The organism is Ruegeria sp. AF7 (assembly GCF_056541885.1).
Genome location: NZ_JBQFYX010000001.1, coordinates 467,403 through 487,782, shown reverse-complemented (window position 1 = coordinate 487,782; position 20,380 = coordinate 467,403). Strand labels below are relative to the sequence as shown.

At 57.3% G+C, this 20,380-nt stretch carries 19 protein-coding genes and 1 tRNA gene; 8 read left to right on the top strand and 12 right to left on the bottom strand.

All coding sequences use genetic code 11. The annotated features are described in order from the left end of the window. Window positions 1-6: 6 nt before the first annotated feature. Both ACR0AP_RS02455 and ACR0AP_RS02450 read right to left on the bottom strand, forming a co-directional pair. The gene (locus ACR0AP_RS02455) at window positions 7-975 is read right to left on the bottom strand and encodes a TAXI family TRAP transporter solute-binding subunit (RefSeq protein ID WP_480505077.1); all 969 of its coding nucleotides are present in this window, start codon (window positions 973-975) and stop codon (window positions 7-9) included. Between the two features lie 465 nt (window positions 976-1,440). Then, window positions 1,441-1,526, bottom strand: a tRNA-Leu gene (locus ACR0AP_RS02450). 145 nt (window positions 1,527-1,671) lie between these two features. On the opposite strand from ACR0AP_RS02450, the gene ACR0AP_RS02445 reads away from it, so the two are divergent. Together ACR0AP_RS02445 and ACR0AP_RS02440 are read left to right on the top strand one after the other, a co-directional pair. Beyond that, on the top strand, window positions 1,672-2,250 hold the full coding sequence (locus tag ACR0AP_RS02445) for a YqaA family protein (protein ID WP_209503842.1): 579 nt from the start codon (window positions 1,672-1,674) through the stop codon (window positions 2,248-2,250). Then, a complete protein-coding gene (locus tag ACR0AP_RS02440) occupies window positions 2,247-2,717 on the top strand; it encodes a disulfide bond formation protein B (protein ID WP_480505075.1) in 471 nt (156 codons plus the stop codon). The genes ACR0AP_RS02445 and ACR0AP_RS02440 overlap by 4 nt, the downstream gene beginning before the upstream one ends. Here the strand turns inward: ACR0AP_RS02440 and ACR0AP_RS02435 are convergent. After that, the gene (locus ACR0AP_RS02435; protein WP_480485548.1) at window positions 2,714-3,301 is read right to left on the bottom strand and encodes an HNH endonuclease; all 588 of its coding nucleotides are present in this window, start codon (window positions 3,299-3,301) and stop codon (window positions 2,714-2,716) included. The two genes, ACR0AP_RS02440 and ACR0AP_RS02435, sit on opposite strands and share 4 nt — an antisense overlap. Window positions 3,302-3,513: 212 nt before the next feature. Here ACR0AP_RS02435 and ACR0AP_RS02430 point away from each other — a divergent pair, with 212 nt between their 5' ends. Together ACR0AP_RS02430 and ACR0AP_RS02425 are read left to right on the top strand one after the other, a co-directional pair. Beyond that, a complete protein-coding gene (locus ACR0AP_RS02430; RefSeq protein WP_480505073.1) occupies window positions 3,514-4,119 on the top strand; it encodes an rRNA large subunit pseudouridine synthase E in 606 nt (201 codons plus the stop codon). Window positions 4,120-4,151: 32 nt separating this feature from the next. Continuing rightward, complete coding sequence (locus ACR0AP_RS02425) at window positions 4,152-4,577, top strand: VOC family protein (protein ID WP_480505071.1); 426 nt, start codon at window positions 4,152-4,154, stop codon at window positions 4,575-4,577. A gap of 43 nt (window positions 4,578-4,620) precedes the next feature. On the opposite strand, the gene ACR0AP_RS02420 is transcribed toward ACR0AP_RS02425, so the two are convergent. After that, window positions 4,621-5,286, bottom strand: a complete 666-nt coding sequence (locus tag ACR0AP_RS02420) for an alpha/beta hydrolase (protein ID WP_480505069.1) — start codon at window positions 5,284-5,286, stop codon at window positions 4,621-4,623. Then, a complete protein-coding gene (locus tag ACR0AP_RS02415) occupies window positions 5,283-5,915 on the bottom strand; it encodes a DNA-3-methyladenine glycosylase family protein (protein WP_209596382.1) in 633 nt (210 codons plus the stop codon). Before ACR0AP_RS02415 ends, ACR0AP_RS02420 begins: the two co-directional genes overlap by 4 nt. 97 nt (window positions 5,916-6,012) lie before the next feature. Between ACR0AP_RS02415 and ACR0AP_RS02410 the strand changes: the two genes are divergently transcribed. Continuing rightward, entirely contained in the window at window positions 6,013-7,239 is a 1,227-nt protein-coding gene (locus ACR0AP_RS02410) for an MFS transporter (protein WP_480505067.1), read from the top strand. Here the strand turns inward: ACR0AP_RS02410 and ACR0AP_RS02405 are convergent, their stop codons facing one another. From ACR0AP_RS02405 to cysS, 3 genes are read right to left on the bottom strand one after another with little or no spacing between them, the layout of a single operon-like run. After that, window positions 7,240-8,016 carry a squalene/phytoene synthase family protein gene (locus ACR0AP_RS02405; RefSeq protein ID WP_480505809.1) on the bottom strand — a complete coding sequence of 259 codons (777 nt, stop codon included), beginning with the start codon at window positions 8,014-8,016 and terminating at the stop codon, window positions 7,240-7,242. 2 nt (window positions 8,017-8,018) lie between these two features. Further along, entirely contained in the window at window positions 8,019-9,653 is a 1,635-nt protein-coding gene (cimA, locus tag ACR0AP_RS02400) for a citramalate synthase (protein WP_480505065.1), read from the bottom strand. After that, the gene (gene cysS, locus ACR0AP_RS02395; RefSeq protein ID WP_480480801.1) at window positions 9,653-11,050 is read right to left on the bottom strand and encodes a cysteine--tRNA ligase; all 1,398 of its coding nucleotides are present in this window, start codon (window positions 11,048-11,050) and stop codon (window positions 9,653-9,655) included. Before cysS ends, cimA begins: the two co-directional genes overlap by 1 nt. Before the next feature lie 222 nt (window positions 11,051-11,272). Here cysS and ACR0AP_RS02390 point away from each other — a divergent pair, with 222 nt between their 5' ends. Together ACR0AP_RS02390 and ACR0AP_RS02385 are read left to right on the top strand one after the other, a co-directional pair. After that, complete coding sequence (locus ACR0AP_RS02390; protein ID WP_480472937.1) at window positions 11,273-11,617, top strand: MmcQ/YjbR family DNA-binding protein; 345 nt, start codon at window positions 11,273-11,275, stop codon at window positions 11,615-11,617. A 56-nt stretch (window positions 11,618-11,673) separates the two neighbouring features. Continuing rightward, window positions 11,674-12,858 carry a pyridoxal phosphate-dependent aminotransferase gene (locus ACR0AP_RS02385; RefSeq protein WP_480505064.1) on the top strand — a complete coding sequence of 395 codons (1,185 nt, stop codon included), beginning with the start codon at window positions 11,674-11,676 and terminating at the stop codon, window positions 12,856-12,858. A gap of 6 nt (window positions 12,859-12,864) precedes the next feature. Here ACR0AP_RS02385 and ACR0AP_RS02380 read toward each other — a convergent pair whose 3' ends face one another. Next, the gene (locus ACR0AP_RS02380) at window positions 12,865-13,383 is read right to left on the bottom strand and encodes an outer membrane protein (protein ID WP_480505062.1); all 519 of its coding nucleotides are present in this window, start codon (window positions 13,381-13,383) and stop codon (window positions 12,865-12,867) included. A gap of 414 nt (window positions 13,384-13,797) precedes the next feature. Here ACR0AP_RS02380 and ACR0AP_RS02375 point away from each other — a divergent pair, with 414 nt between their 5' ends. Beyond that, window positions 13,798-15,342 (top strand): trimethylamine methyltransferase family protein, encoded by a 1,545-nt coding sequence (locus tag ACR0AP_RS02375; protein ID WP_480505060.1) that lies wholly within the window; start codon window positions 13,798-13,800, stop codon window positions 15,340-15,342. Between the two features lie 52 nt (window positions 15,343-15,394). Here the strand turns inward: ACR0AP_RS02375 and ACR0AP_RS02370 are convergent, their stop codons facing one another. The 3 genes from ACR0AP_RS02370 to ACR0AP_RS02360 all read right to left on the bottom strand — a co-directional run bounded on the left by ACR0AP_RS02370 (window position 15,395) and on the right by ACR0AP_RS02360 (window position 20,261). Further along, on the bottom strand, window positions 15,395-15,640 hold the full coding sequence (locus tag ACR0AP_RS02370) for an EF-hand domain-containing protein (protein WP_209596397.1): 246 nt from the start codon (window positions 15,638-15,640) through the stop codon (window positions 15,395-15,397). Between the two features lie 547 nt (window positions 15,641-16,187). Further along, window positions 16,188-16,418: a DUF2188 domain-containing protein gene (locus ACR0AP_RS02365; protein WP_480480793.1), complete on the bottom strand. Its 231-nt coding sequence runs from the start codon at window positions 16,416-16,418 to the stop codon at window positions 16,188-16,190. Between the two features lie 222 nt (window positions 16,419-16,640). Further along, complete coding sequence (locus tag ACR0AP_RS02360) at window positions 16,641-20,261, bottom strand: vitamin B12-dependent ribonucleotide reductase (RefSeq protein WP_480505058.1); 3,621 nt, start codon at window positions 20,259-20,261, stop codon at window positions 16,641-16,643. Between the last annotated feature and the right edge of the window lie 119 nt (window positions 20,262-20,380).

The following is a 20,380-nucleotide window of genomic DNA, read 5'->3' as shown; positions in this document are numbered from 1 at the left end:
TCTGGCTTACTGAATCCAGCCTTTTTCTTTGTAATACTTCTCGGCACCCGGATGCAGCGGTGCCGACAGGCCATCTGCGATCATCTCTTCGGGCTTGAGGTTGGCAAACGCCGGATGAAGCTTTTTGAAGTCTTCGAAGTTTTCAAAGACCGAGCTAACCACCGCATATACCGCGTCGTCCGACACATCTGCCGAAGTTACGAAAGTCGCGCCTACGCCGAATGTCTGGGTGTCGCCGTCAGAACCACGATACATGCCACCGGGGATGGTTGCAGTGCGGTAGAACGAATTGTCATTGACCAGCTTGTCCACGGCTTCACCGCTGACATTCACCAGAACCGAGTCACAGGCTGTGGTGGCTTCCTGAATCGAACCCGAAGGGTGACCAACGGTATAAACCATAGCATCGATCTGGTTGTCGCACAGGGCAGCCGATTGTTCAGCCGCTTTCAGCTCTGTCGCCAGTTCGAAATCATCGGTGGTCCAGCCCATTTCGCTCAGAAGAACTTCCATGGTGCCCCGCTGACCGGAACCGGGGTTCCCGATGTTCACGCGCTTGCCTTTCAGGTCTTCAAAGTTTGTGATGCCCGCATCGGCGCGGGCCACAACCGTAAATGGCTCGGGGTGGACCGAGAACACGGCACGCAGCTTTTCGAAGGGACCTGCCTCTTCAAATTTCGAGGAGCCGTTATACGCGTGATACTGCCAGTCGGACTGGGCAACGCCGAATTCCAGTTCGCCTTCGCGAATGGTGTTGATGTTGTAGACCGAGCCACCGGTCGATTCGACCGAGCAGCGCACGCCGTGCTCTTTCCGGCCCTTGTTCACCAGACGGCAGATCGCGCCACCTGTCGGATAGTAAACACCGGTCACACCGCCGGTACCAATTGTAATGAACTCTTCGGCATAGGCCGCCGGAGCCAACATGGCTGCGGTTACAAACGCGCCGAGGCTCATTTTGCTGCTGTTTTTCATTTCAATACTCCCACATATTTTTGTCTGGCAGTTGGAATTCAAATCGATGACCTGCCCATGAAACTGTGCCGATAACGATGATCGGCATGCCTCACAGCAGGTGCAACCTGTTGAATTTTCCAGTTTCTCCCAACCTCTTTGAGGGTTCATCCAGATACATTCAATGTCAAGGCCAGCACCGGCCTGACTCGCATCTATCCGCATATATGAGCGTAATTTTTGAATTTTCCCCTCTGGCACACAGGAAAACCCGCCTGATCGGTCTACTTTATCTTTGCGCCCATTTTTGTTCAGGTTTGTTCAACAGCGGATCGTATACGGCACCCTCATCCGGGATGAGGGTGATACCAGAGGCAGGAAAAGAACCAGACCAGAACGAAGAATTGAGAGTTAAGTGCCCAAGCACTCGAAAATCCCGAAAAGAAAAAACAGGAAGCAGGTTCCCCTAACCCCCTGTTTTTACTTTGGTACCCAAGGCCGGACTCGAACCGGCACGGTATCACTACCGGGGGATTTTGAATCCCCTGCGTCTACCATTCCGCCACTTGGGCCACGGACACTGGATTAGCGCCCATCAAAGGGAAGGTCCAGAGGCAAAAATCATCCATTATTCCATTTGTTACTGCCGTGATGGTTGACGGGCCGTCAGGTGCGTGGTTTGGCTTTCCCGGGTCGAGAACGGGATTTGAGTGCTAAATGTTGCGATCGCTTTATGACTGGACAATTCGTCTGGCGGAACACCCTCATGCGCTGTGGGCGCTAGCCGTAGTGGCTTTTGTCGAAAGCTCGTTCTTTCCAATCCCCCCCGACGTTCTGATGATTCCAATGATCCTAGCGCGCCCGTCGCGCGCCTGGCTGATTGCAACCGTTGCCCTGGTGGCTTCGGTTCTGGGCGGGATGCTGGGCTACGCGATTGGCGCGTTTTTCTATGAAAGCCTTGGGCAGCCCATTCTTGAATCCATGGGCAAGGCCCATGCGATGGAAGAATTCAACACCCGCTTCAACGATTTCGGGTTCTGGGCGGTACTGGCCGCCGGAGTGACGCCTTTCCCCTACAAGGTCATCACCATCATGTCCGGCTGGACAGGAATGCCGCTTGGAACATTCATCGCAACGTCGATACTGGCACGCGCGCTCAGATTCTTCCTTGTTGCGGCCCTGCTTTGGGGCTTTGGCGAGCCGATCCGTGAGTTTATCGAAAAACGCCTGGGGCTGATGTTCACCTTGTTCATCATCCTGTTGTTTGGTGGCTTCCTGGTGGTGAAATACCTATGACGAGACGTTCACAACTTATCGCACTGGCAAGTCTTGGGTCCCTGGCCCTTCTGCTGGCAGCTTTTGGCTTTCAGCATCTGGGCGGCCTTGCCCCATGTAAAATGTGTATCTGGCAGCGCTACCCGCATGGGTTCGCAATCGCAATTGGCGTTTTGGCGCTGGCCTTACCAAGGCTAAGTTTCCTGCCCCTCTGTGGCGCAATGGCCGCCGCCACCACTTCGGGCATTGGGTTCTATCACGCCGGCGTTGAGCAGGGGTGGTGGGAAGGTCCGACCAGTTGCACATCCGGCAGCATCAGTGGGATGTCGAATGACGATCTGTTCGATCAGATTATGTCCGCGCCTTTGGTTCGCTGCGACGATATCCCGTGGGAAATGTTCAACATCTCGATGGCTGGGTGGAATGCCATTGCCTCGGCTGTTCTGGTGCTGATCTGGCTCGCGGCGTGGAAGTCAGGCCGGGCCTAGAATTCGTCCAGCTCTGCATCCCAATACAGAAAATCGATCCAGCTTTCGTGCAAGTGATTGGGGGGGAATTTCCGACCAACATTGCGCAGTGCTTCGGCGTCAGGCTGGCGCGGCGGCTTACGCAGGTTCATTCCTGCCTGACGCAGTGATTTCGACCCTTTGCGCAGGTTGCACGGGCTGCAGGCCGCCACAACGTTCTGCCAACTAGTCACCCCACCGGCGGCGCGTGGCACCACATGATCAAAGGTCAGATCACCGCGACTGCCACAATACTGGCATCGGAACTCGTCCCTCAGAAATAAATTAAAGCGCGTGAAGGCCACGCGCTTTCTGGGTTTTACATAGTCTTTCAAAACAACGACCGAAGGTATTCGGATCTGCGTACTCGGGCTGCGAACCACTTCGTCGTATTCGGCCACGATGTCGACGCGATCCAGCCAGGCGGCCTTGATCGCTTCCTGCCAGGGCCACAGGGACAACGGGTAATAAGACAGGGGGCGATAATCGGCGTTCAAAACCAATGCCGGATGATGCTTCAGCGCACCAGGCTCCCTGACAAATTCGGTCCTGAAGTCTCCGTCCATATCAGAATCGCTCCTCGCTCTGCTCTGCCCGTTTTGACATCAGAGCGGGGAACACCCGCCCCGGCCTTAGTATGACTATATATCGTGTTAATACTCTGACAAGCCCTGATTTTCCACAATATGTCGCAAACTGGGTAATGCGAATCCGTAACAGGCACATGACAGTTATCCACAGCTTGCGCGGGGTGCACTCTTCGGGGTATGCGCACGTCATGTCCTGGTTCATTCGCTTCAACAAACCTTACGATGTACTGCCGCAGTTCACCGACCGCGACAATGCGGATACTCCGCGCAGTACACTGTCCGATTTCATCGATCTGCCCGGGGTTTATCCCGCCGGTCGACTGGACCGTGACAGCGAAGGTTTGATGCTACTGACTGACCACGGCAAGTTACAGGCGCAGATCTCGGACCCCAAGCACAAGATGGCAAAAACCTATTGGGTTCAGGTCGAAGGTATTCCGGACGAAACCGCCCTGAAAGCGCTGCGAAACGGCGTCGAGTTGAAAGACGGCCTGACCCGTCCGGCGAAGGTGCGGCAGATCGACGAGCCAGACAACCTGTGGCCCCGCACCCCGCCAATCCGCGAACGCGAGACTGTACCAGACAGTTGGATAGAACTGTCCATACGCGAGGGCAAAAACCGTCAGGTGCGTCGAATGACGGCCGCCGTGGGCCTGCCGACCCTGCGCCTGATCCGCTGCCGCATTGGTGACTGGACATTGGACAATCTGGAACCGGGCCAGTGGGACAGCCTGCCCATGCCATCCCTAAACACCACACCGCAACGAAAACGCGACCGTCGACCGCGCCGGTGACATACCCTGCCCTGATCTGCTAAACTTAGGTCATGAAACTAACTCCCGGAATACCGGCCCCTTCGGCGATTCTGGAAGCGTCGCTTTATGTCGATGATCTGGACGCAGCGGAACAGTTTTACGGCGAAGTACTGGGCCTGGAACGCATTCAGCGCGTCGCCGACCGCCACGTGTTTTTTCGAATTGGCGGATCGGTCCTGCTGATCTTTAACCCGGAACAGACGGAACAGCCGCCCCTCAACCCGGACATGCCTGTTCCGCCCCACGGCGCCCGTGGTGCAGGACACGTGTGTCTTGTACTGACCCGTGATGAAATCGCAGTGATGCGCAAGCACCTTCTGGACTGGAATGTCCCCGTAGATGCAGAATTCGACTGGCCCGGAGGCGCACGTTCCTTGTACGTGCGCGACCCGGCCGGAAACTCAGTCGAATTTGCGGAAGCCCATCTTTGGTCTTGAGCCAATACAGAACGACCGTGTTCCGCTGAACTGACCTTACTGGCTAAAGGCTCAGCTTGTCGCGCATGAAGGCCAGGGCCACACTCAGCCCGTCCGGGGCGATTCCGTGCCCGGTGCCCTTCATGACATGGGCATAGACCTCCTTGAAACCGGCGGATTGCAGGGCCTCTGCCGCTTCGGGCAAGGATTGCAGCGGGACGACGTCGTCGGCATCGCCATGCACCAGCAGTACAGGCATCCGGCTGACGGTTTCGTCTGCCAGAAGGTCCGCCTCTAGCAAACGGCCTGAGAAAGCGACAATTCCGGCCACGGGGTCTTCGCGGCGGGGCGCGACATACAGGCTCATCATCGTACCCTGGCTGAAACCAAAAAGGACAACCTGTTCGGGCAACAGGTCTTCATCCACCATCAGAGCATCCAGAAAGGCGTTGAAATCCTCGACCGCCATTTCCATGCCCCTGCGCGCCTCTTCCTCAGACGACCCGTCAATCCAGGGAATCGGAAACCACTGAAAACCATTGGGCATTCCGGGGATCTGCTCGGGCGCGTCCGGGGCCACGAACAATGTGTCGGGCAGATGTTCACCCAGCGGGTCGGCCAAACCCAGCAGATCGGCACCGTTTGCGCCATAGCCATGTACGAACACCACAACCGAGCGCGTGTCGCCCGAAACAGGCTCTTTCCGGAGCGCATTCAAAACCCGTGTCATCTGATCCCTTCTCTTTGCTTTGCAACCCGGTAATAGGCCCACAGCACCCGCGCCGCAACCGAGCGCCAGGGCGACCAGGCCTCGGCCATCTTGCGCAGTTCTTTGTCCGTTGGACGGTTGGGCAGGTCATAAAGGATGCGCGCGGCCTCTTGCAGCGCCAGATCACCGGGGGCGATCACATCAGCGCGACCAAGTGAGAACATGGCGTATATCTCCGCGGTCCAGACGCCAATGCCTGACACTTGCGTCAGCGTGGTCAAAACTTCCGCATCAGAGGCATCACGTAACGCTTTGTAATCTATACGCGCTTCCGCCAAAGCCCTTGCATAGCGGATCTTCTGACGGCTTAACCCTACAGCCCGAAGATCGTCATCCGTTGCCCACATGATCTTACGCGGACCCGTCAGTTTGGCCTCTTGCAGGCGTTTCCATATTGCATTGGCCGAAGCCACACTGACCTGTTGGCTGACAATGGCACTCAGCAGTTGCGCGAACCCGTCGGGACGGCGACGTAACGGCAATGGGCCAGTCTGTTCCATTGCATAGGCCATGCGCGGACAGCTCTGGGCCAGCCATTCAGCCCCTTCCGCCACACAATCCGGCGTTTCGATGATGCGGCCAACAGGCATCTGGTCTCCCTGCTCGGTTGCTACTGGCACGTTAGGCGCATGTGCCGCAGATGCAACCGGGTTGTGCCGCAAACACTTAGCCGATAACCATTCGGCCATGACCATGATCTCGACCCTTCCCGATGACCGTCAGGCCAAACGCAACGTCGCCGTCTTGGTGGCGGCGCAGGCCATTCTGGGCGCGCAGATGCCAATGATGTTCATCGTCGGAGGGCTGGCAGGTCAGTCTCTGGCGACCAATCCCTGCCTGGCGACATTGCCTATTTCGCTGATTGTTCTGGGATCGATGCTGGCAGCCACGCCAATCTCGGCCATCATGCAAAAATGGGGGCGTCGGGTCGGGTTCCTTGTTGGCGCAACATCCGGTGCGTTGGGCGGGCTGATCGGAGCCTATGGCCTGTTCCTTGGCTCTTTCCCCGTCTTCCTTGTCGGCAGCCTGCTGACCGGCATCTACATGAGCGCGCACGGGTTCTATCGCTTTGCAGCGGCAGACACCGCATCAGACGATTACCGTCCAAAAGCGATTTCATACGTGATGGCTGGTGGACTCGCGGCTGCGATCATTGGCCCGCAGATCGTCAAGCTCACATCCGAAGCTTATGTCATCCCGTTTCTGGGCACCTATCTAGCTGTCATTGGGATCAATGTACTGGGGTCCGCCCTGTTCTTCTTTCTTGACATCCCAACGCCTGCAAAACCCACCGACACCGAGCCCAAGGGGCGGTCGCGACTGGAGTTGCTGAAAACACCCCGCATCGCCGTGGCCATCATATGTGCCATGGTATCTTACGCGCTGATGAATCTTGTGATGACCTCAACTCCGTTGGCCGTGGTGGGTTGTGGTTACTCGGCCAATGACGCGGCTGACATTGTCACCAGCCACGTACTGGCCATGTATGTGCCCAGTTTCTTTACGGGCCACCTGATCGCCCGGTTTGGCATCGAAAGGATTGTAGCGCTGGGTCTGGCGATTCTTGCAGCCGCTGGACTGGTCGCCTTGCAGGGTGTAGAATTAGGGAACTTTTTCGTCGCCCTCATTCTTCTGGGCGTTGGATGGAACTTTGGCTTTATCGGCGCGACCACGATGCTGGCCGCATCGCATGAACCGCAGGAACGCGGTCGGATGCAGGGCCTTAACGACCTGCTGGTGTTTGGCGGAGTGACTATGGCCTCGCTGGCTTCGGGTGGATTGATGAACTGCTCGGGTGGGTCCCCGGTTGAAGGGTGGACAGCAGTCAACCTTGCCATGATTCCGTTGCTGACATTGGCAGGCGGGGCCCTGTTGTGGCTGGTTCTTCGACCGGCCGACCCGGAACGGGCCTGATCACCAGCGCCCGCTGCCCGCAGTCCACATCAGGGACAGCCGCTGCTGTATTTCTCCCGGCACAAGATCACCGGAGGCGACACGTTCGGGTCGGGCTATGGCTTGCTTTAAAATCCGTTCGGCCAACCAACCGGAATATAATGCTGGCCGTGCCTCGGCCGAAATCTCAGCCCGATGCGATCTGGCTTTTTGCAGGCGTTTCAAGGCGGTTCCGGCCAAGGCACGCACCCCTTCAAGGGTACCGTCCAAAAGCGGTATCCGCCCGCGTTGTTCCAATTCAGGAATAGCCCTCAACCAGTTCGACACCCCAACAGCATATCCAAAGTCACGCAACACAGTTTCATCGGCCGCCCCCAGCGCCTGGGCTGATGCAACAACCAATGAGCCCGTGCTGTGATCGATGTAGGCGTCAAAGTGCTCCTGATCCTCGAACGGATCACGATATATATCCCAACGCCTTACGGCCACATATTCATCCAAAACACCAGCCAGATGGGGCGAAAGAACCTGTGACAAGGGTGTTACTACCTCGTGCCGCCGTACGGTTGCCCCTTCAGCAATTTCCTGTAGCGCGTCACGCCACCATTGCAGCCGCATCTCGGCGATCATCGGCTCTTGCGTCACCCAGGGCGCGCGGGCAACTTCGACGTTTAACGCGTAAATCGGGAATAGGACTGCACGGTCTGCCACCGGTGCAGCCATCGCAGCGCGGAAACGATCTGGATCAGCCCGTTGCACAAGTTCCGCGCAGGCCTTGACGTCTTGGTCAAAGACCACGCTCACTCGGCTGCTGCCTTTTTCGGATCACAATCGCGCACCAGTTTCCATTGAATCGCATCCAGAAGCGCCTCGAAAGACGCATCGACTATATTCGCGCTGACGCCCACGGTGGACCAGCGCCGCCCCTGCCCGTCTTCGCTGTCGATGATGACACGCGTGACCGCTTCGGTGCCGCCTTGCGTAATCCGCACCTTGAAGTCGACCAGACGCATATCTGACAACACCTGTGAATACTGGCCCAGATCCTTGGCCAAGGCTTTGGCTAGGGCATTCACCGGCCCCCTGTCGCTGCCTGACTCGTCCATGGATTCGCTGACAGACAGCTTCTTTTCACCATCCACTCTTACGACAACAACGGCCTCGGACAGGCTGACCATCTTGTTGTATTTGTTCTTACGCCGTTCAACGGTGACTTTGTAACGCTTGACCTCGAAGAACTCAGGCAATTGACCCAGCTCTTCCCGCGCCAGCAGTTCAAAACTGGCCTGAGCGGTGTCATAGGAATATCCATCCGCCTCGCGGGCCTTTATCTGGTCAAGGATGCGGCCAAGTGCGGGGTCACCTGCCTCAACACGCAAACCAGCCTCGGTCAAACGCTTGCGCAGGTTTGACTGACCAGCTTGGTTCGACATCGGAATGATGCGGGCGTTCCCGACGCTTGCGGGGTCCACATGCTCATATGTCGATGGGTCCTTGAGGATCGCGCTGGCGTGCAGTCCGGCCTTATGTGCAAAAGCCGACGCCCCGACATAAGCCGCCTGCTTGCTGGGCACCCGATTCAGGACATCATCCAGCATCCGGCTGATCCGGGTCAAACCAGCCAAAGCCTCACGGCTGACACCAATATCAAACTGCGACGCATAGGGTTCCTTCAACAACAGCGTCGGGATCAAAGCGGTCAGGTTCGCATTGCCGCAACGTTCGCCCAAACCATTCAATGTACCCTGAATTTGCCGTGCACCTGCCTCAACAGCAGCCAGAGAACAGGCAACGGCATTTTCAGTATCGTTATGGGTGTGAATGCCCATCCGATCACCGGGCAGCCCGGCTGCGATCACCTCGGATACGATCCGCCCGACCTCGGACGGCAAAGCGCCACCATTTGTGTCGCACAGGACAACCCACCGCGCGCCCGCCTCAAGCGCTGCGCGACAAACATCCACGGCATATTCCGGATTGTCCTTGTAGCCATCAAAGAAATGTTCCGCATCAAACAGCGCTTCACGCCCCAGCGCGACGATATGCGCGACCGAGGCGCGCACGTTTTCTGTGTTCTCTTCCAGTGAAATACCAAGCGCGTGGGTGACGTGATAATCATGCGACTTGCCGACCAGACAAACAGCCTGCGTTCCCGCATTCATCACGGCTGCCAGCACATCGTCATTCTCGGCTGATCGTCCTGCGCGTTTGGTCATGCCGAACGCCGTCAACCGGGCCGCGGTCTTTGGGGCCACCTCGAAAAACGCGCTATCGGTCGGGTTGGCGCCGGGCCAACCGCCTTCGATGTAATCCACGCCCAAAGTGTCCAGCGCCTGCGCGATCTGCACTTTTTCTGCGGTCGAAAACTGCACGCCCTGCGTTTGCTGCCCATCGCGCAGGGTTGTGTCGTAGAGGTAGAGGCGTTCCTTAGTCATCAGACCTCCTCCAGCTTGGCAGCATCAAAACCAGCGCCAGGCACCAGTTCGACACTGTCCTTGCTCATTCGAACCTCAAGCCCCGCCGCAATATATGCTGCCTTCAAGCGATCAACTTCTGAGAAGTCCTTGCTTTGCATCGCGATTTCGCGTGCCTTCGCTAAACGGTCCGCATGAGAGGTCAAATCGACAGATGCGGTATCTGCCCAGTCGCTCATCTCAGGTAAAAGCAAACCCAGCAGTTGCGCACTGGCCAGCAGACCTGCGGCGTCACCGTCTGAAGCCAGACGATAAAGCTCGCTCATGGCACCTGCCGTATTCAGATCGTCACTTAGTGCTGCGATGACTTCAGGTGCCGCGCTGGCTGCGGGCTCGATGCCCGCTGTCAGCGCCCGCCACTTGCGCAGCGTCGCCTCGGCCTCACGCGCCTTTTTCTCGGTCCAGTCCATCGGCTTGCGATAGTGCGTCTGCAGAAAGACGAAGCGGATTACCTCGCCCGGCACACCCTGCTCCAACAGATCATGCACGGTAAAGAAATTGCCCAGCGATTTGGACATCTTCTTGCCCTCAACCTGCAACATCTCGTTGTGCATCCAGACCCGTGCAAACTCCCCATGCGGGTGAGCGCATTTGCTCTGGGCGATCTCGTTTTCATGATGCGGGAACATCAGGTCATTGCCACCCCCGTGGATATCAAAGCTCTCGCCCAGCAGTTCATAGCTCATGGCCGAGCATTCGATGTGCCAGCCCGGACGTCCCCGGCCCCACGGGCTGTCCCAGCCCGGCAGATCATCAGTCGAAGGCTTCCACAACACGAAATCCATCGGGTTTTTCTTGTATGGAGCCACCTCGACCCGCGCGCCCGCAATCATGTCATCGACCGACCGGCCAGACAGTTTGCCATAGCTTTCTTTCCAGCTGTCGACCGCGAACAGAACATGACCTTCGGCGGCATAGGCGTGACCCTTGGCAATCAGGTCTTCGATCATCGCGATCATCTGGGCGATATACTGGGTCGCGCGTGGCATCTGGTTGGGTTCCAACGCTCCCAACGCGCCCATGTCGTGCAAGTACCAATCGATGGTCTCGTCCGACCGCTCCTGCACCAATTGCTCAAGCGTGCCTTCTGCGCCCGCCTGTTTGCGCGCCAATGCCGTTGCGTTGATCTTGTCGTCCACGTCGGTGAAGTTGCGCACATAGGTCACGTGCTCTGTGCCATAGACATGGCGCAACACGCGGTAGAGCACATCGAACACAACCACCGGGCGGGCATTACCCAAATGGGCACGATCATAGACCGTTGGGCCACAGACATACATCCGCACGTTTTCAGGATCGATCGGTACGAAGTCTTCCTTCGTCCGCGTCCGTGTGTTGTGCAGCTTGATCGTCGTCATCGGTCGGGCTCCTAAGAAACAGTAAAGGCTTACGCGTTGGCGCGGGCTTAGCAACTTGTCTCAGGGATGAAAACGAAAGAAACCGGCCCGCTTGATAAATCAGCAGGTAATGCAGCAGATAATAATGATGCAGGTCACCGGGTTCATGGGACATCGGTTAGCATGGGATCATTCCCAAGCCAAGTGTTGAGTTTGCCATCCCCGTTCGGCACAGTGCCGAACATGGACCGAGATTTCGTCAATTCCATCTGCAAAACGCTGCCCGGCGCTGAACTGTCCGATCCCTGGGGCGGTGGCCATGACGCCTGGAAAATTGGTGGCAAAATGTTCGCCTGTATCGGGATCGCAAATGACGGTGTTTCCGTAAAAACGCCCGATATCGAAACGGCGCAGATGCTGATAGACACCGGGATCGGCGTAAAAGCCCCCTATTTCCACCGCAGCTGGGTGCGTCTTCCGTTTGACACCGGTGCAGACGAAATGCGCCATCGTTTGACTGTGTCCTATGACCTTGTCCGCGCATCATTGACCAAAAAACTTCAGGCCTCGATAGCGCCGCGAAGCTGATTGACAAACGTCCGCCGCTCTGCCCCATTCAGCGCAGAGTAACCGGGGCCCTTGTCATGGAATTGTCCAAGCGCATCACGCAGATCACCGGCGGCAGCGACGGGTGGGAGGTGTTCAATCGGGCCCGACGGATGCTGAATGAAGGGCATGCTGTGACAGAATTGACAATCGGCGAGCATGACGTTCGTACCGACTCGTCGATCCTGCACGCTATGGACCAGTCGGCCCGCAACGGTCACACCGGTTATGCCACGGTGCCCGGAACAGATTTGCTGCGCGATACGGTTGCTACCCGGGTTCAGTCCCGCACAGGTATCCCAACGACGCGCAACAATGTACTGATCACGCCCGGTGGGCAGTCCGCCCTTTTCGCCGCGCATATGGCGGTGTGCGATCCCGGCGACACCGGGCTGTATCTGGACCCGTATTATGCCACCTATCCCGGGACGATTCGCGGCGCCGGGGCCATTGCCCGCGCTGTTCGGACCGCTGCAGAGGATGCATTTCAACCGCGCGCAGATTTGATTGATGCAGCGGCGGAAGGCGCGGTTTCGCTGTTGATCAACACGCCGAACAACCCGACCGGAGTGGTGTATTCCCGTCAGTCACTTGAATCCATTGCCGATGTTTGCCAACGCCGTGACCTGTGGCTGATATCAGACGAAGTCTATGACACCCAGATCTGGGAGGGCGAGCACCTGTCTGCCCGCGCGCTGCCCGGAATGGCCGACCGTACCTTAGTGGTTGGATCAATGTCCAAATCACATGCCATGACCGGGTCCCGATGCGGGTGGATCGTTGGTCCGGAATACGTGATCCGCCACCTGATAGATCTGGCTACTCATACAACTTATGGCGTTCCGGGGTTCATTCAGGACGCGGCCAGCTTTGCACTGACCGCAGGACACGAACTTGAAAACAAGATCGCCGCGCCATTCCGTCGCCGCCGTTCATTGGCGATCGACATATTGGCGGCGCAGAACACAGTGGGGCTCGTCCCGGCGCAGGGTTCTATGTATCTGATGCTGGATATACGGGCGACCGGGCTGACGGGCGAAGGGTTTGCGAACGCCCTGCTGGACACTCATGCGATTGCCGTCATGCCGGGCGAAAGCTTTGGCAAAGCCGCAGCGGGTCACATTCGGGTTGCCATGACCGTGGATGATGAGAAATTTGTCAGTGCCTTGAGAACCCTGTGCGCGTTTTCAGCGCAGCTCGCCAAGCGACACGCGGCTGAATAGCCGCATCTAAAACCGAAATGTCGTACGCAGGTTGAAAACATTGGTGTCCAGACTGCCGCTGGATCGGGTGACATCGTCGAAATTCTGCCGCAGTGCCTCACCGCTGATAACGAAATTCTCGCCAATCGGATAGGCCAATCCGATTCCGTAAACCGCGGCCGTGTCACTGTCGACCGACGTATCAGCCCGCGCCGCGCCTACGACCACGTATCCCAGAGCGTTACCGAATTCATATCCGCCACGCAGTTTCAAGCTGGTCATGCTGTCGAGACTGCCCTGAGACTGGCCAAGGTTCAGGGACAGCCGGTTATATTCCAACTCACCGCCCAGAACGAAATTCCCAAAGTCCTGATCATACCCCAGATGCGCACCAAAGGCCGCATCATCGCCATTCGCGCCGCCCGGACCGTCGGCATCTGCAAATCCAAAACTGAACCCTGCATACCCGCCAGTCCAATCCTCAGCCGCAACAGGGCTAGCACCGGCGATCAATATCGCAACAACAAGGACGTAAAAAGGGTTCATAGTCGGGCTCAATGCAACACCGCTCTGGTTTCGATCAGAGGCATGACTTCAATTCAATCTGTGACCTGCTGGTCATAATTCAACTCCGCTCAGCAGACCCTGGAAGTAAGTGAATGCAGTATAACAGATTTCTTCCAAAACGGGTGAAAATCTCGGCGTTTGGTTCTCTGACCCCAAAAGCCGTGAGGATTGTCCATGTGAATAATTATCAAAGGTCGCAAATAGAACAGATTGTGTCGCCGCGTTTTGGAATGGTCGCGCAAGACGTTGAGGGGCAAAATGGCAGACGACGACTGGAAAATCAGCCTGATCAGCCGCACCATTGGGGCAGATCGCGGCCGTGCCGCACGGGGACGGCCGTAAAGGTGTTCTTGCTGACACCTTAAGACATCACTCAACGACCGGATTCTTGAAATGAACGACCAACCCCGCAATTCTTCGCGCAGTGGCGGCCGCGCCGCGCGCCGTGCTGCCCGTGCAACCGCACTGCCCGAGCACCTGCGACCAGTCCGCCCCGGAATGGAAGGCGGCGTCCTGAATGTACTGACGCAGGCGCAGATCGAACGCATCCACGAAGCAGCACTAACAGCGCTTGAAACCATTGGCCTTGCAGACGCCCCGCAAAGTGGCATTGACTATCTGGTCGGTGCGGGCTGCACCTTGGGCGACGATGGCCGTATCCGTTTCCCGCGTGCCCTTGTCGAGGACACGATTGCAAAGGCGAACCGCTCGGTCACTTTGTACAGCCGGGATGGAAACACCGATCTGGAATTGTCCGACACCAAAGTGCACTACGGTACGGCCGGGGCCGCCGTGTCCATGGTTGACGTGCACGGTCGGGAATATCGCCATTCCACCGTGCAAGATCTGCACGATGCCGCACGTATCTGCCAGCAGCTTGATAACATTCACTTTGTGCAACGGCCAATGGTCTGTCGTGACATCGCCGACAACCTCGAAATGGACCTCAACACGATTTACGCCTGCTGTTCGGGGTCCTTCAAACACGTCGGAACATCTTTCACCGAGCCAAGCCACGTCGCACCGGCGATGGAGATGATCTATATGATTGCGGGCGGTGAAAACAAATTTCGCGAGCGCCCCTTCGTTTCGAACTCGAACTGCTTTGTTGTTCCTCCAATGAAATTCGCAACCGAAAGCTGCGAAGTGATGGAAGCATGCATCAAGGCCGGTATGCCTGTCTTGTTGCTATCTGCCGGTATGGCCGGTGCCACAGCGCCGTCGACCATCGCCGGTGCGATCACGCAAGCAACTGCGGAATGCCTGGCGGGATTGGTTTATGTTAATGCCGTAAGTCCCGGTGCCCCGGCGATTTTCGGCACCTGGCCCTTTGGTCTGGACCTGCGGACCGGTGCCATGTCGATTGGTTCAGGGGAACAGGCCCTTCTGACTGCCGGATGCGCCCAGATGCACCGGTTCTATGACTTGCCGGGCGGAGCTGCGGCTGGCGCATCGGATTCGAAACTGCCCGATATGCAGGCCGGCTGGGAACAGATGTGTTCGAACGTCATGGCAGGTCTGTCCGGTCTGAACATGGTATATGAGGCGGCCGGGATGCATGCCTCGTTGCTGGGGTTCTGCCTGGAAAGTCTGATCCTCAGCGATGATTTGATCGGACAGGCGCAACGCTGTGTACGCGGGATCGAAGTGACGGATGACACGCTGGCACTGGATCAAATGGCGGCGGTATGCATGGGCGGCCCAGGCCACTATCTAGGGACTGACGCAACGCTGAGCCGGATGCAGTCAGATTACGTCTATCCGACATACGGAGATCGCTCCTCACCGAAAGAGTGGGTGGAGCTTGGCAAGCCCGATCTGGTGGAAAAAGCCGTAGCAAGGAAAGAGGAAATCCTTTCCACCCCTTCCCCAGCAAGGTTCGACCCGGTTCTGGACGCCGAACTTCGGAAAAAATTCAAAATCCATCTTCCCGCTTAAGGTGATGGAAAAGGCGGCCCGAAAGGGATCGGGCCGCCTGTTCATACAATGCCTACCCGTCGCTGGGCGGCAACAATCCTGCCTCCTGCGCGATCGCGACTTCGTCTGCATCCAGCGCTCCGTCACCATTGGCATCCATGGCTGAGAAAGTGTCGGCGTTGACTTCCGGTACGACTGCCTGAATTTCCTCGATGGTCAGCAGACCATCACCGTTGGTATCGGCTGAGGATTGGGCCGAAGCAACGCCGGGCAAGCCCAGAACGGCCATGGAAAGCCCGATCAAATAATGCGATTTCATTTCAGTGCCTCCTGAAAGGTGTGTTTGTGTTTACGTCCGGACGACGCCCAGAAGCACATGACCCCCCCTGCGCGTCACGCGCTTTGGTAGAGTTTCGTGATTTCACGCCAATCTTTGCGTGTTTGCCCGAGTCGGGTTTGCGGCCCTCCGCCTGAAGAAGCCGGCAAAACCTGTATCGGCGGCTCTTGCCCGACAGGACCACCTCAATCCGGCAATGTGGCGCTTATCCGGGACGACTCGGAGGGACAAAAAAGAAAGGGGGCCGAAGCCCCCTGTCAGTTTCGCCTTCCAGGCTCATTTCGTTGACCGCCCGGTGTTTTTTTGCCTGCGGCCTGGACTGCGCATGGGGCGAGCGCACCCGCCCCGTGAAAGAGTGGGAGGGAGCAAGTATTCCGCCCCACCCTGTTCCCGGCCAACACGGGCATGTCGGCCGAGTGGAGAAAGGTCACTTGGTAAGTCTCAGACCTGTTCTCCTTATTCGTCGGGGTCGGTTACTTAGGGCAGCGTCCGACCCCTACGCCCCGGGGTGCCGGGGCGCTAAAGTCAGCTACCCCTTTGGAGGGTAAGGGTCCTTCCCATAAGTGTTACGCTCGCGAATACGGCCATTCTCACCCTTGAGATATGCTTCTCCTCCGCGTTCACGCGCGAAGTCTTTCGACTTCTCCCACGCCTCTGCTTGAGTAGACGAAACGCTGGAAGCTCGTGTTGCTCCTTCGCGCTTAGATTCCCATTGGCCGTCTGGCCTTTTCTGAGTCCAATAGTTCTTCTCATTCGCCATCTTATTTGGCTCCTTATTCACAGGCGGTCGCGATTTCTTGTTGGTAAGTCTCGGGACAACTCTGTATTTCCAAGCACACTATTGATCCCCAAAATCCGATCTGTCTTCCTTTCAACTGTCGACCCTTCTTGGGCCGGATTTGGTTTATCTCGCAGCGTGCTAACCGATTGCGAGATCAGCCGGGGATCGGTGCGCCAACACCGGTCCCCAACCTTCAATTTCTTAGCTACACCCGCTTGTCGCGCCGCAGGTGTTGCACTTCATGCAAGTGCCGTTACGCACCAGCGTGTAGTTTCCGCATTCGCCACAGGGGTCGCCCTCATAGCCCTGCATCTTGGCTTTGGTGCGGGCGTCCATCCCGGTTGCCACTGCCGTTTCGGTGGCAGGCGCTTCGAACACAGTTGCCGTTTCCGACATTCCGGCCACGTCGCCATAACTGCCGTTGAACACCATCAGATCCTGCGGCAGACGCTTGCGAAGATACCCGGTGGAGCTGATTTGTTTCAACACTTCCAATGACTTGGACGCCGCAGTTTCACTAATTTCCGAGACGTTAGAAACGCCTTCCTCTTCACCGCGGCCCAGATCATCAAAGGTCGCGCCCTCGGGTTTCACATGAGCCAAATCGGTACGGTCCAGATAGGACACGGCCAGTTCGCGGAAGATGTAATCCAGGATCGACGTCGCGTTCTTGATCGAGTCGTTGCCCTGCACCATCCCCGCTGGTTCGAACTTGGTAAAGGTGAAGGCGTCGACAAACTCCTCCAGCGGCACGCCATATTGCAGACCGACAGACACGGCGATGGCAAAGTTGTTCATCATCGCCCGGAAGCCAGCGCCTTCCTTGTGCATGTCGATGAAAATCTCGCCCAATTGACCGTCTTCAAACTCACCTGTGCGCAGGTACACTTTGTGGCCGCCAACGATGGCCTTCTGAGTATACCCCTTGCGGCGATGCGGCAGTTTCTCGCGATGGCTACGGATCATTTCCTTGACCACAACCTTTTCGATCACTTTTTCGGCCAGAACGACGGCTTTTTCCTGAGCAGAGCCGCTTTCCAGCACTTCGGCCGCCTCGTCGTCGTCCTCGACCAGCGCCGCCGCCAGAGGTTGCGATAGCTTCGAGCCGTCTCGGTAGAGCGCGTTGGCCTTCACACCCAGCGACCAGCTGAGTTCATAGGCTTTCTGGCAATCCTCAATGGTCGCGTCATTCGGCATGTTGATCGTTTTCGAAATCGCGCCCGAGATGAAGCTCTGTGCCGCAGCCATCATGGTGATGTGGCTGTCAACCCCAAGGAAACGCTTGCCTTTTTTCCCGCACGGGTTGGCGCAGTCGAAGATTGAGTAGTGTTCTTCCTTCAGATGTGGCGCGCCTTCCAGCGTCATGGTTCCGCAGACGTGGTCGTTGGCCGCGTCGATATCCGCGCGGGTGAACCCTAGATGACGCAACAGATCAAAGGTCGGGTCATTCAGCTTGGTCGCTGGGATGCCCAGAACACCGGTGCAGAAATCCTCGCCCAGTGTCCACTGGTTGAAGACGAACCGGATGTCAAAGGCGCTTTCCAGCGCGGCATCCACCTTGGCCAGCTCATTCGGGCCAAAGCCGTGGCCGGTCAGCGAGGTGTGGTTAATCCCCGGCGCGTTGCCGATGGTGCCGTGACCAACGGCATAGGAAACGATCTCTTCAATCTGCGACGAGGAATAGCCCAGCTTTTCCAGCGCAGAAGGCACCGAGCGGTTGATGATCTTGAAGTAACCGCCACCGGCCAGCTTCTTGAATTTCACCAGCGCAAAGTCAGGCTCGATCCCAGTCGTGTCGCAATCCATCACCAGACCGATGGTGCCGGTGGGCGCGATCACGGTGGCCTGCGCGTTGCGGTAGCCATTTTTCTCGCCGAGGCTCAGCGCCTCGTCCCAAGCCGACATGGCCAGATCGACCAGATGCTTGTCCGGGCAGTTGCCGTGGTCCAAAGGCACCGGCTTAACCGCCAGTTTCTCATACCCCTCGGTCACACCCTGCGATGCGCGGCGGTGGTTGCGGATGACGCGCAGCATGTGGTCAGCGTTGCGTTCATAGCCTTTGAAGGCACCCAGCTCACCGGCGATCTCAGCCGAGGTTGCATAGGCCACACCGGTCATGATCGCAGTCAGCGCGCCACAGATCGCCCGGCCCTCGTCCGAGTCATAGCTGTAGCCCATGTTCATCAGCAGACCGCCGATATTGGCATAGCCCAGACCCAAGGTGCGGAAGTCATAAGACAGCTGCGCGATTTCCTTCGACGGGAACTGCGCCATCGTCACTGAAATTTCCAGCGTCAGGGTCCACAAGCGAGAGGCATGCATATAATCCGCCGCCTGGAACTCGCCATCCTTGAGGAAGGTCAGCAGGTTCATCGAGGCAAGGTTACAGGCCGTGTCATCGAGGAACATATATTCCGAGCACGGGTTCGAGCCGCGGATCTCACCATCTTCGGGGCATGTGTGCCACTCGTTGACCGTGTCATGGAACTGGATGCCCGGATCGGCACAGGCCCAAGCGGCGTGGCCGACTTTCTCCCACAGGTCCCTCGCCTTGACCGTCTTGGCGACCTTACCGTCAGTTCGGTTGATCAGTTCCCAATCGGCGTCTTTCTCGACAGCGGTCAGAAACGCATTGGTGACACGGATGGAGTTGTTCGAGTTCTGGCCCGAAACCGAGCTATAGGCTTCCGAATCCCAGTCCGTGTCATAGGTCGGAAATTCGATACTGTCGTGACCCTGCTTGGCATAGTCCAGCACGCGTTTTATATAAGTCTCGGGGATCGCTACCTTTTTCGCCTCGCGAACCGCCTTTTTCAGCGCGTCGTTCTTGTTCGGATCATAGGCGTCATCCGCAGATCCATCCCACGAACGGATGGCCTCGAAAATGCCGTTCAGCATCTTCTCGTGCATCTTCGATCCGGCAACGATCGAGGCCACTTTCTGCTCTTCGATCACCTTCCATTCGATGAATTGTTCGATGTCGGGGTGATCCGCATCGACAATAACCATCTTTGCTGCCCGACGGGTTGTCCCGCCTGATTTGATCGCGCCGGCGGCGCGGTCGCCAATCTTTAGAAAGCCCATCAGGCCCGAGGATTTGCCGCCACCTGACAGTGCCTCGCCTTCCGCACGCAGATGGCTGAAGTTGGTCCCGGTGCCCGAGCCGTATTTGAACAACCGTGCTTCGCGCACCCACAGATCCATGATGCCGCCTTCGTTCACCAGATCATCATCGACGGACTGGATGAAGCAGGCATGTGGCTGCGGATGTTCGTAGGCGGATTTGGATTTGGTCAGTTTGCCGGTCTTGTAGTCGACATAGTGGTGCCCTTGCGCCGGACCGTCGATTCCATAGGCCCAGTGCAGGCCAGTGTTGAACCATTGCGGGCTATTTGGCGCGGCGCGCTGGGTCGCCAGCATGTACCGCATCTCGTCAAAATAGGCGCGCGCATCCTCCTCGGTAGAAAAGTAACCACCTTTCCATCCCCAGTATGCCCACGCACCGGCCAGTCGGTCAAAGACCTGCTTGGAGGAAGTCTCGCCCTCGAACTCAGCATCTTCAGCGGGAACCGACCGCCAAAGGAATTCGGGTACGTCTTTTTCCTTAACTTTCTTCAGTTTGGACGGAACACCAGCTTTGCGAAAGTATTTCTGGGCGATTACGTCACTTGCCACCTGCGACCAGGATGATGGAACTTCGATCCCTTCCAGGCGGAACACAATGGTTCCATCGGGGTTTCGGATTTCAGATGTCGCAGACACAAAATCCAGTTCCGAATAGGCATCCTGATCTGGTTTGGTGAATTTTCTTTCAATCTTCATGTCCGCAGCCCTAGTTAAATTCCGCCTAATTTTCGGTTCACGGCACTACATTTTGAGTTGCGGAGCACCACCCGCAACGCCGACAGAAGCGCGCAAAGGTACTTGTCGCTGTCTTGGAC

Coding starts and splice junctions, on each gene's coding strand:
- ACR0AP_RS02455 (WP_480505077.1), bottom strand. CDS start 975: ATGAAAAACAGCAGCAAAATGAGCCTCGGCGCGTTTGTAACCGCAGCC.
- ACR0AP_RS02445 (WP_209503842.1), top strand. CDS start 1,672: ATGTTGCGATCGCTTTATGACTGGACAATTCGTCTGGCGGAACACCCT.
- ACR0AP_RS02440 (WP_480505075.1), top strand. CDS start 2,247: ATGACGAGACGTTCACAACTTATCGCACTGGCAAGTCTTGGGTCCCTG.
- ACR0AP_RS02435 (WP_480485548.1), bottom strand. CDS start 3,301: ATGGACGGAGACTTCAGGACCGAATTTGTCAGGGAGCCTGGTGCGCTG.
- ACR0AP_RS02430 (WP_480505073.1), top strand. CDS start 3,514: ATGTCCTGGTTCATTCGCTTCAACAAACCTTACGATGTACTGCCGCAG.
- ACR0AP_RS02425 (WP_480505071.1), top strand. CDS start 4,152: ATGAAACTAACTCCCGGAATACCGGCCCCTTCGGCGATTCTGGAAGCG.
- ACR0AP_RS02420 (WP_480505069.1), bottom strand. CDS start 5,286: ATGACACGGGTTTTGAATGCGCTCCGGAAAGAGCCTGTTTCGGGCGAC.
- ACR0AP_RS02415 (WP_209596382.1), bottom strand. CDS start 5,915: ATGCCTGTTGGCCGCATCATCGAAACGCCGGATTGTGTGGCGGAAGGG.
- ACR0AP_RS02410 (WP_480505067.1), top strand. CDS start 6,013: ATGACCATGATCTCGACCCTTCCCGATGACCGTCAGGCCAAACGCAAC.
- cimA (WP_480505065.1), bottom strand. CDS start 9,653: ATGACTAAGGAACGCCTCTACCTCTACGACACAACCCTGCGCGATGGG.
- cysS (WP_480480801.1), bottom strand. CDS start 11,050: ATGACGACGATCAAGCTGCACAACACACGGACGCGGACGAAGGAAGAC.
- ACR0AP_RS02390 (WP_480472937.1), top strand. CDS start 11,273: ATGGACCGAGATTTCGTCAATTCCATCTGCAAAACGCTGCCCGGCGCT.
- ACR0AP_RS02385 (WP_480505064.1), top strand. CDS start 11,674: ATGGAATTGTCCAAGCGCATCACGCAGATCACCGGCGGCAGCGACGGG.
- ACR0AP_RS02380 (WP_480505062.1), bottom strand. CDS start 13,383: ATGAACCCTTTTTACGTCCTTGTTGTTGCGATATTGATCGCCGGTGCT.
- ACR0AP_RS02375 (WP_480505060.1), top strand. CDS start 13,798: ATGAACGACCAACCCCGCAATTCTTCGCGCAGTGGCGGCCGCGCCGCG.
- ACR0AP_RS02370 (WP_209596397.1), bottom strand. CDS start 15,640: ATGAAATCGCATTATTTGATCGGGCTTTCCATGGCCGTTCTGGGCTTG.
- ACR0AP_RS02365 (WP_480480793.1), bottom strand. CDS start 16,418: ATGGCGAATGAGAAGAACTATTGGACTCAGAAAAGGCCAGACGGCCAA.
- ACR0AP_RS02360 (WP_480505058.1), bottom strand. CDS start 20,261: ATGAAGATTGAAAGAAAATTCACCAAACCAGATCAGGATGCCTATTCG.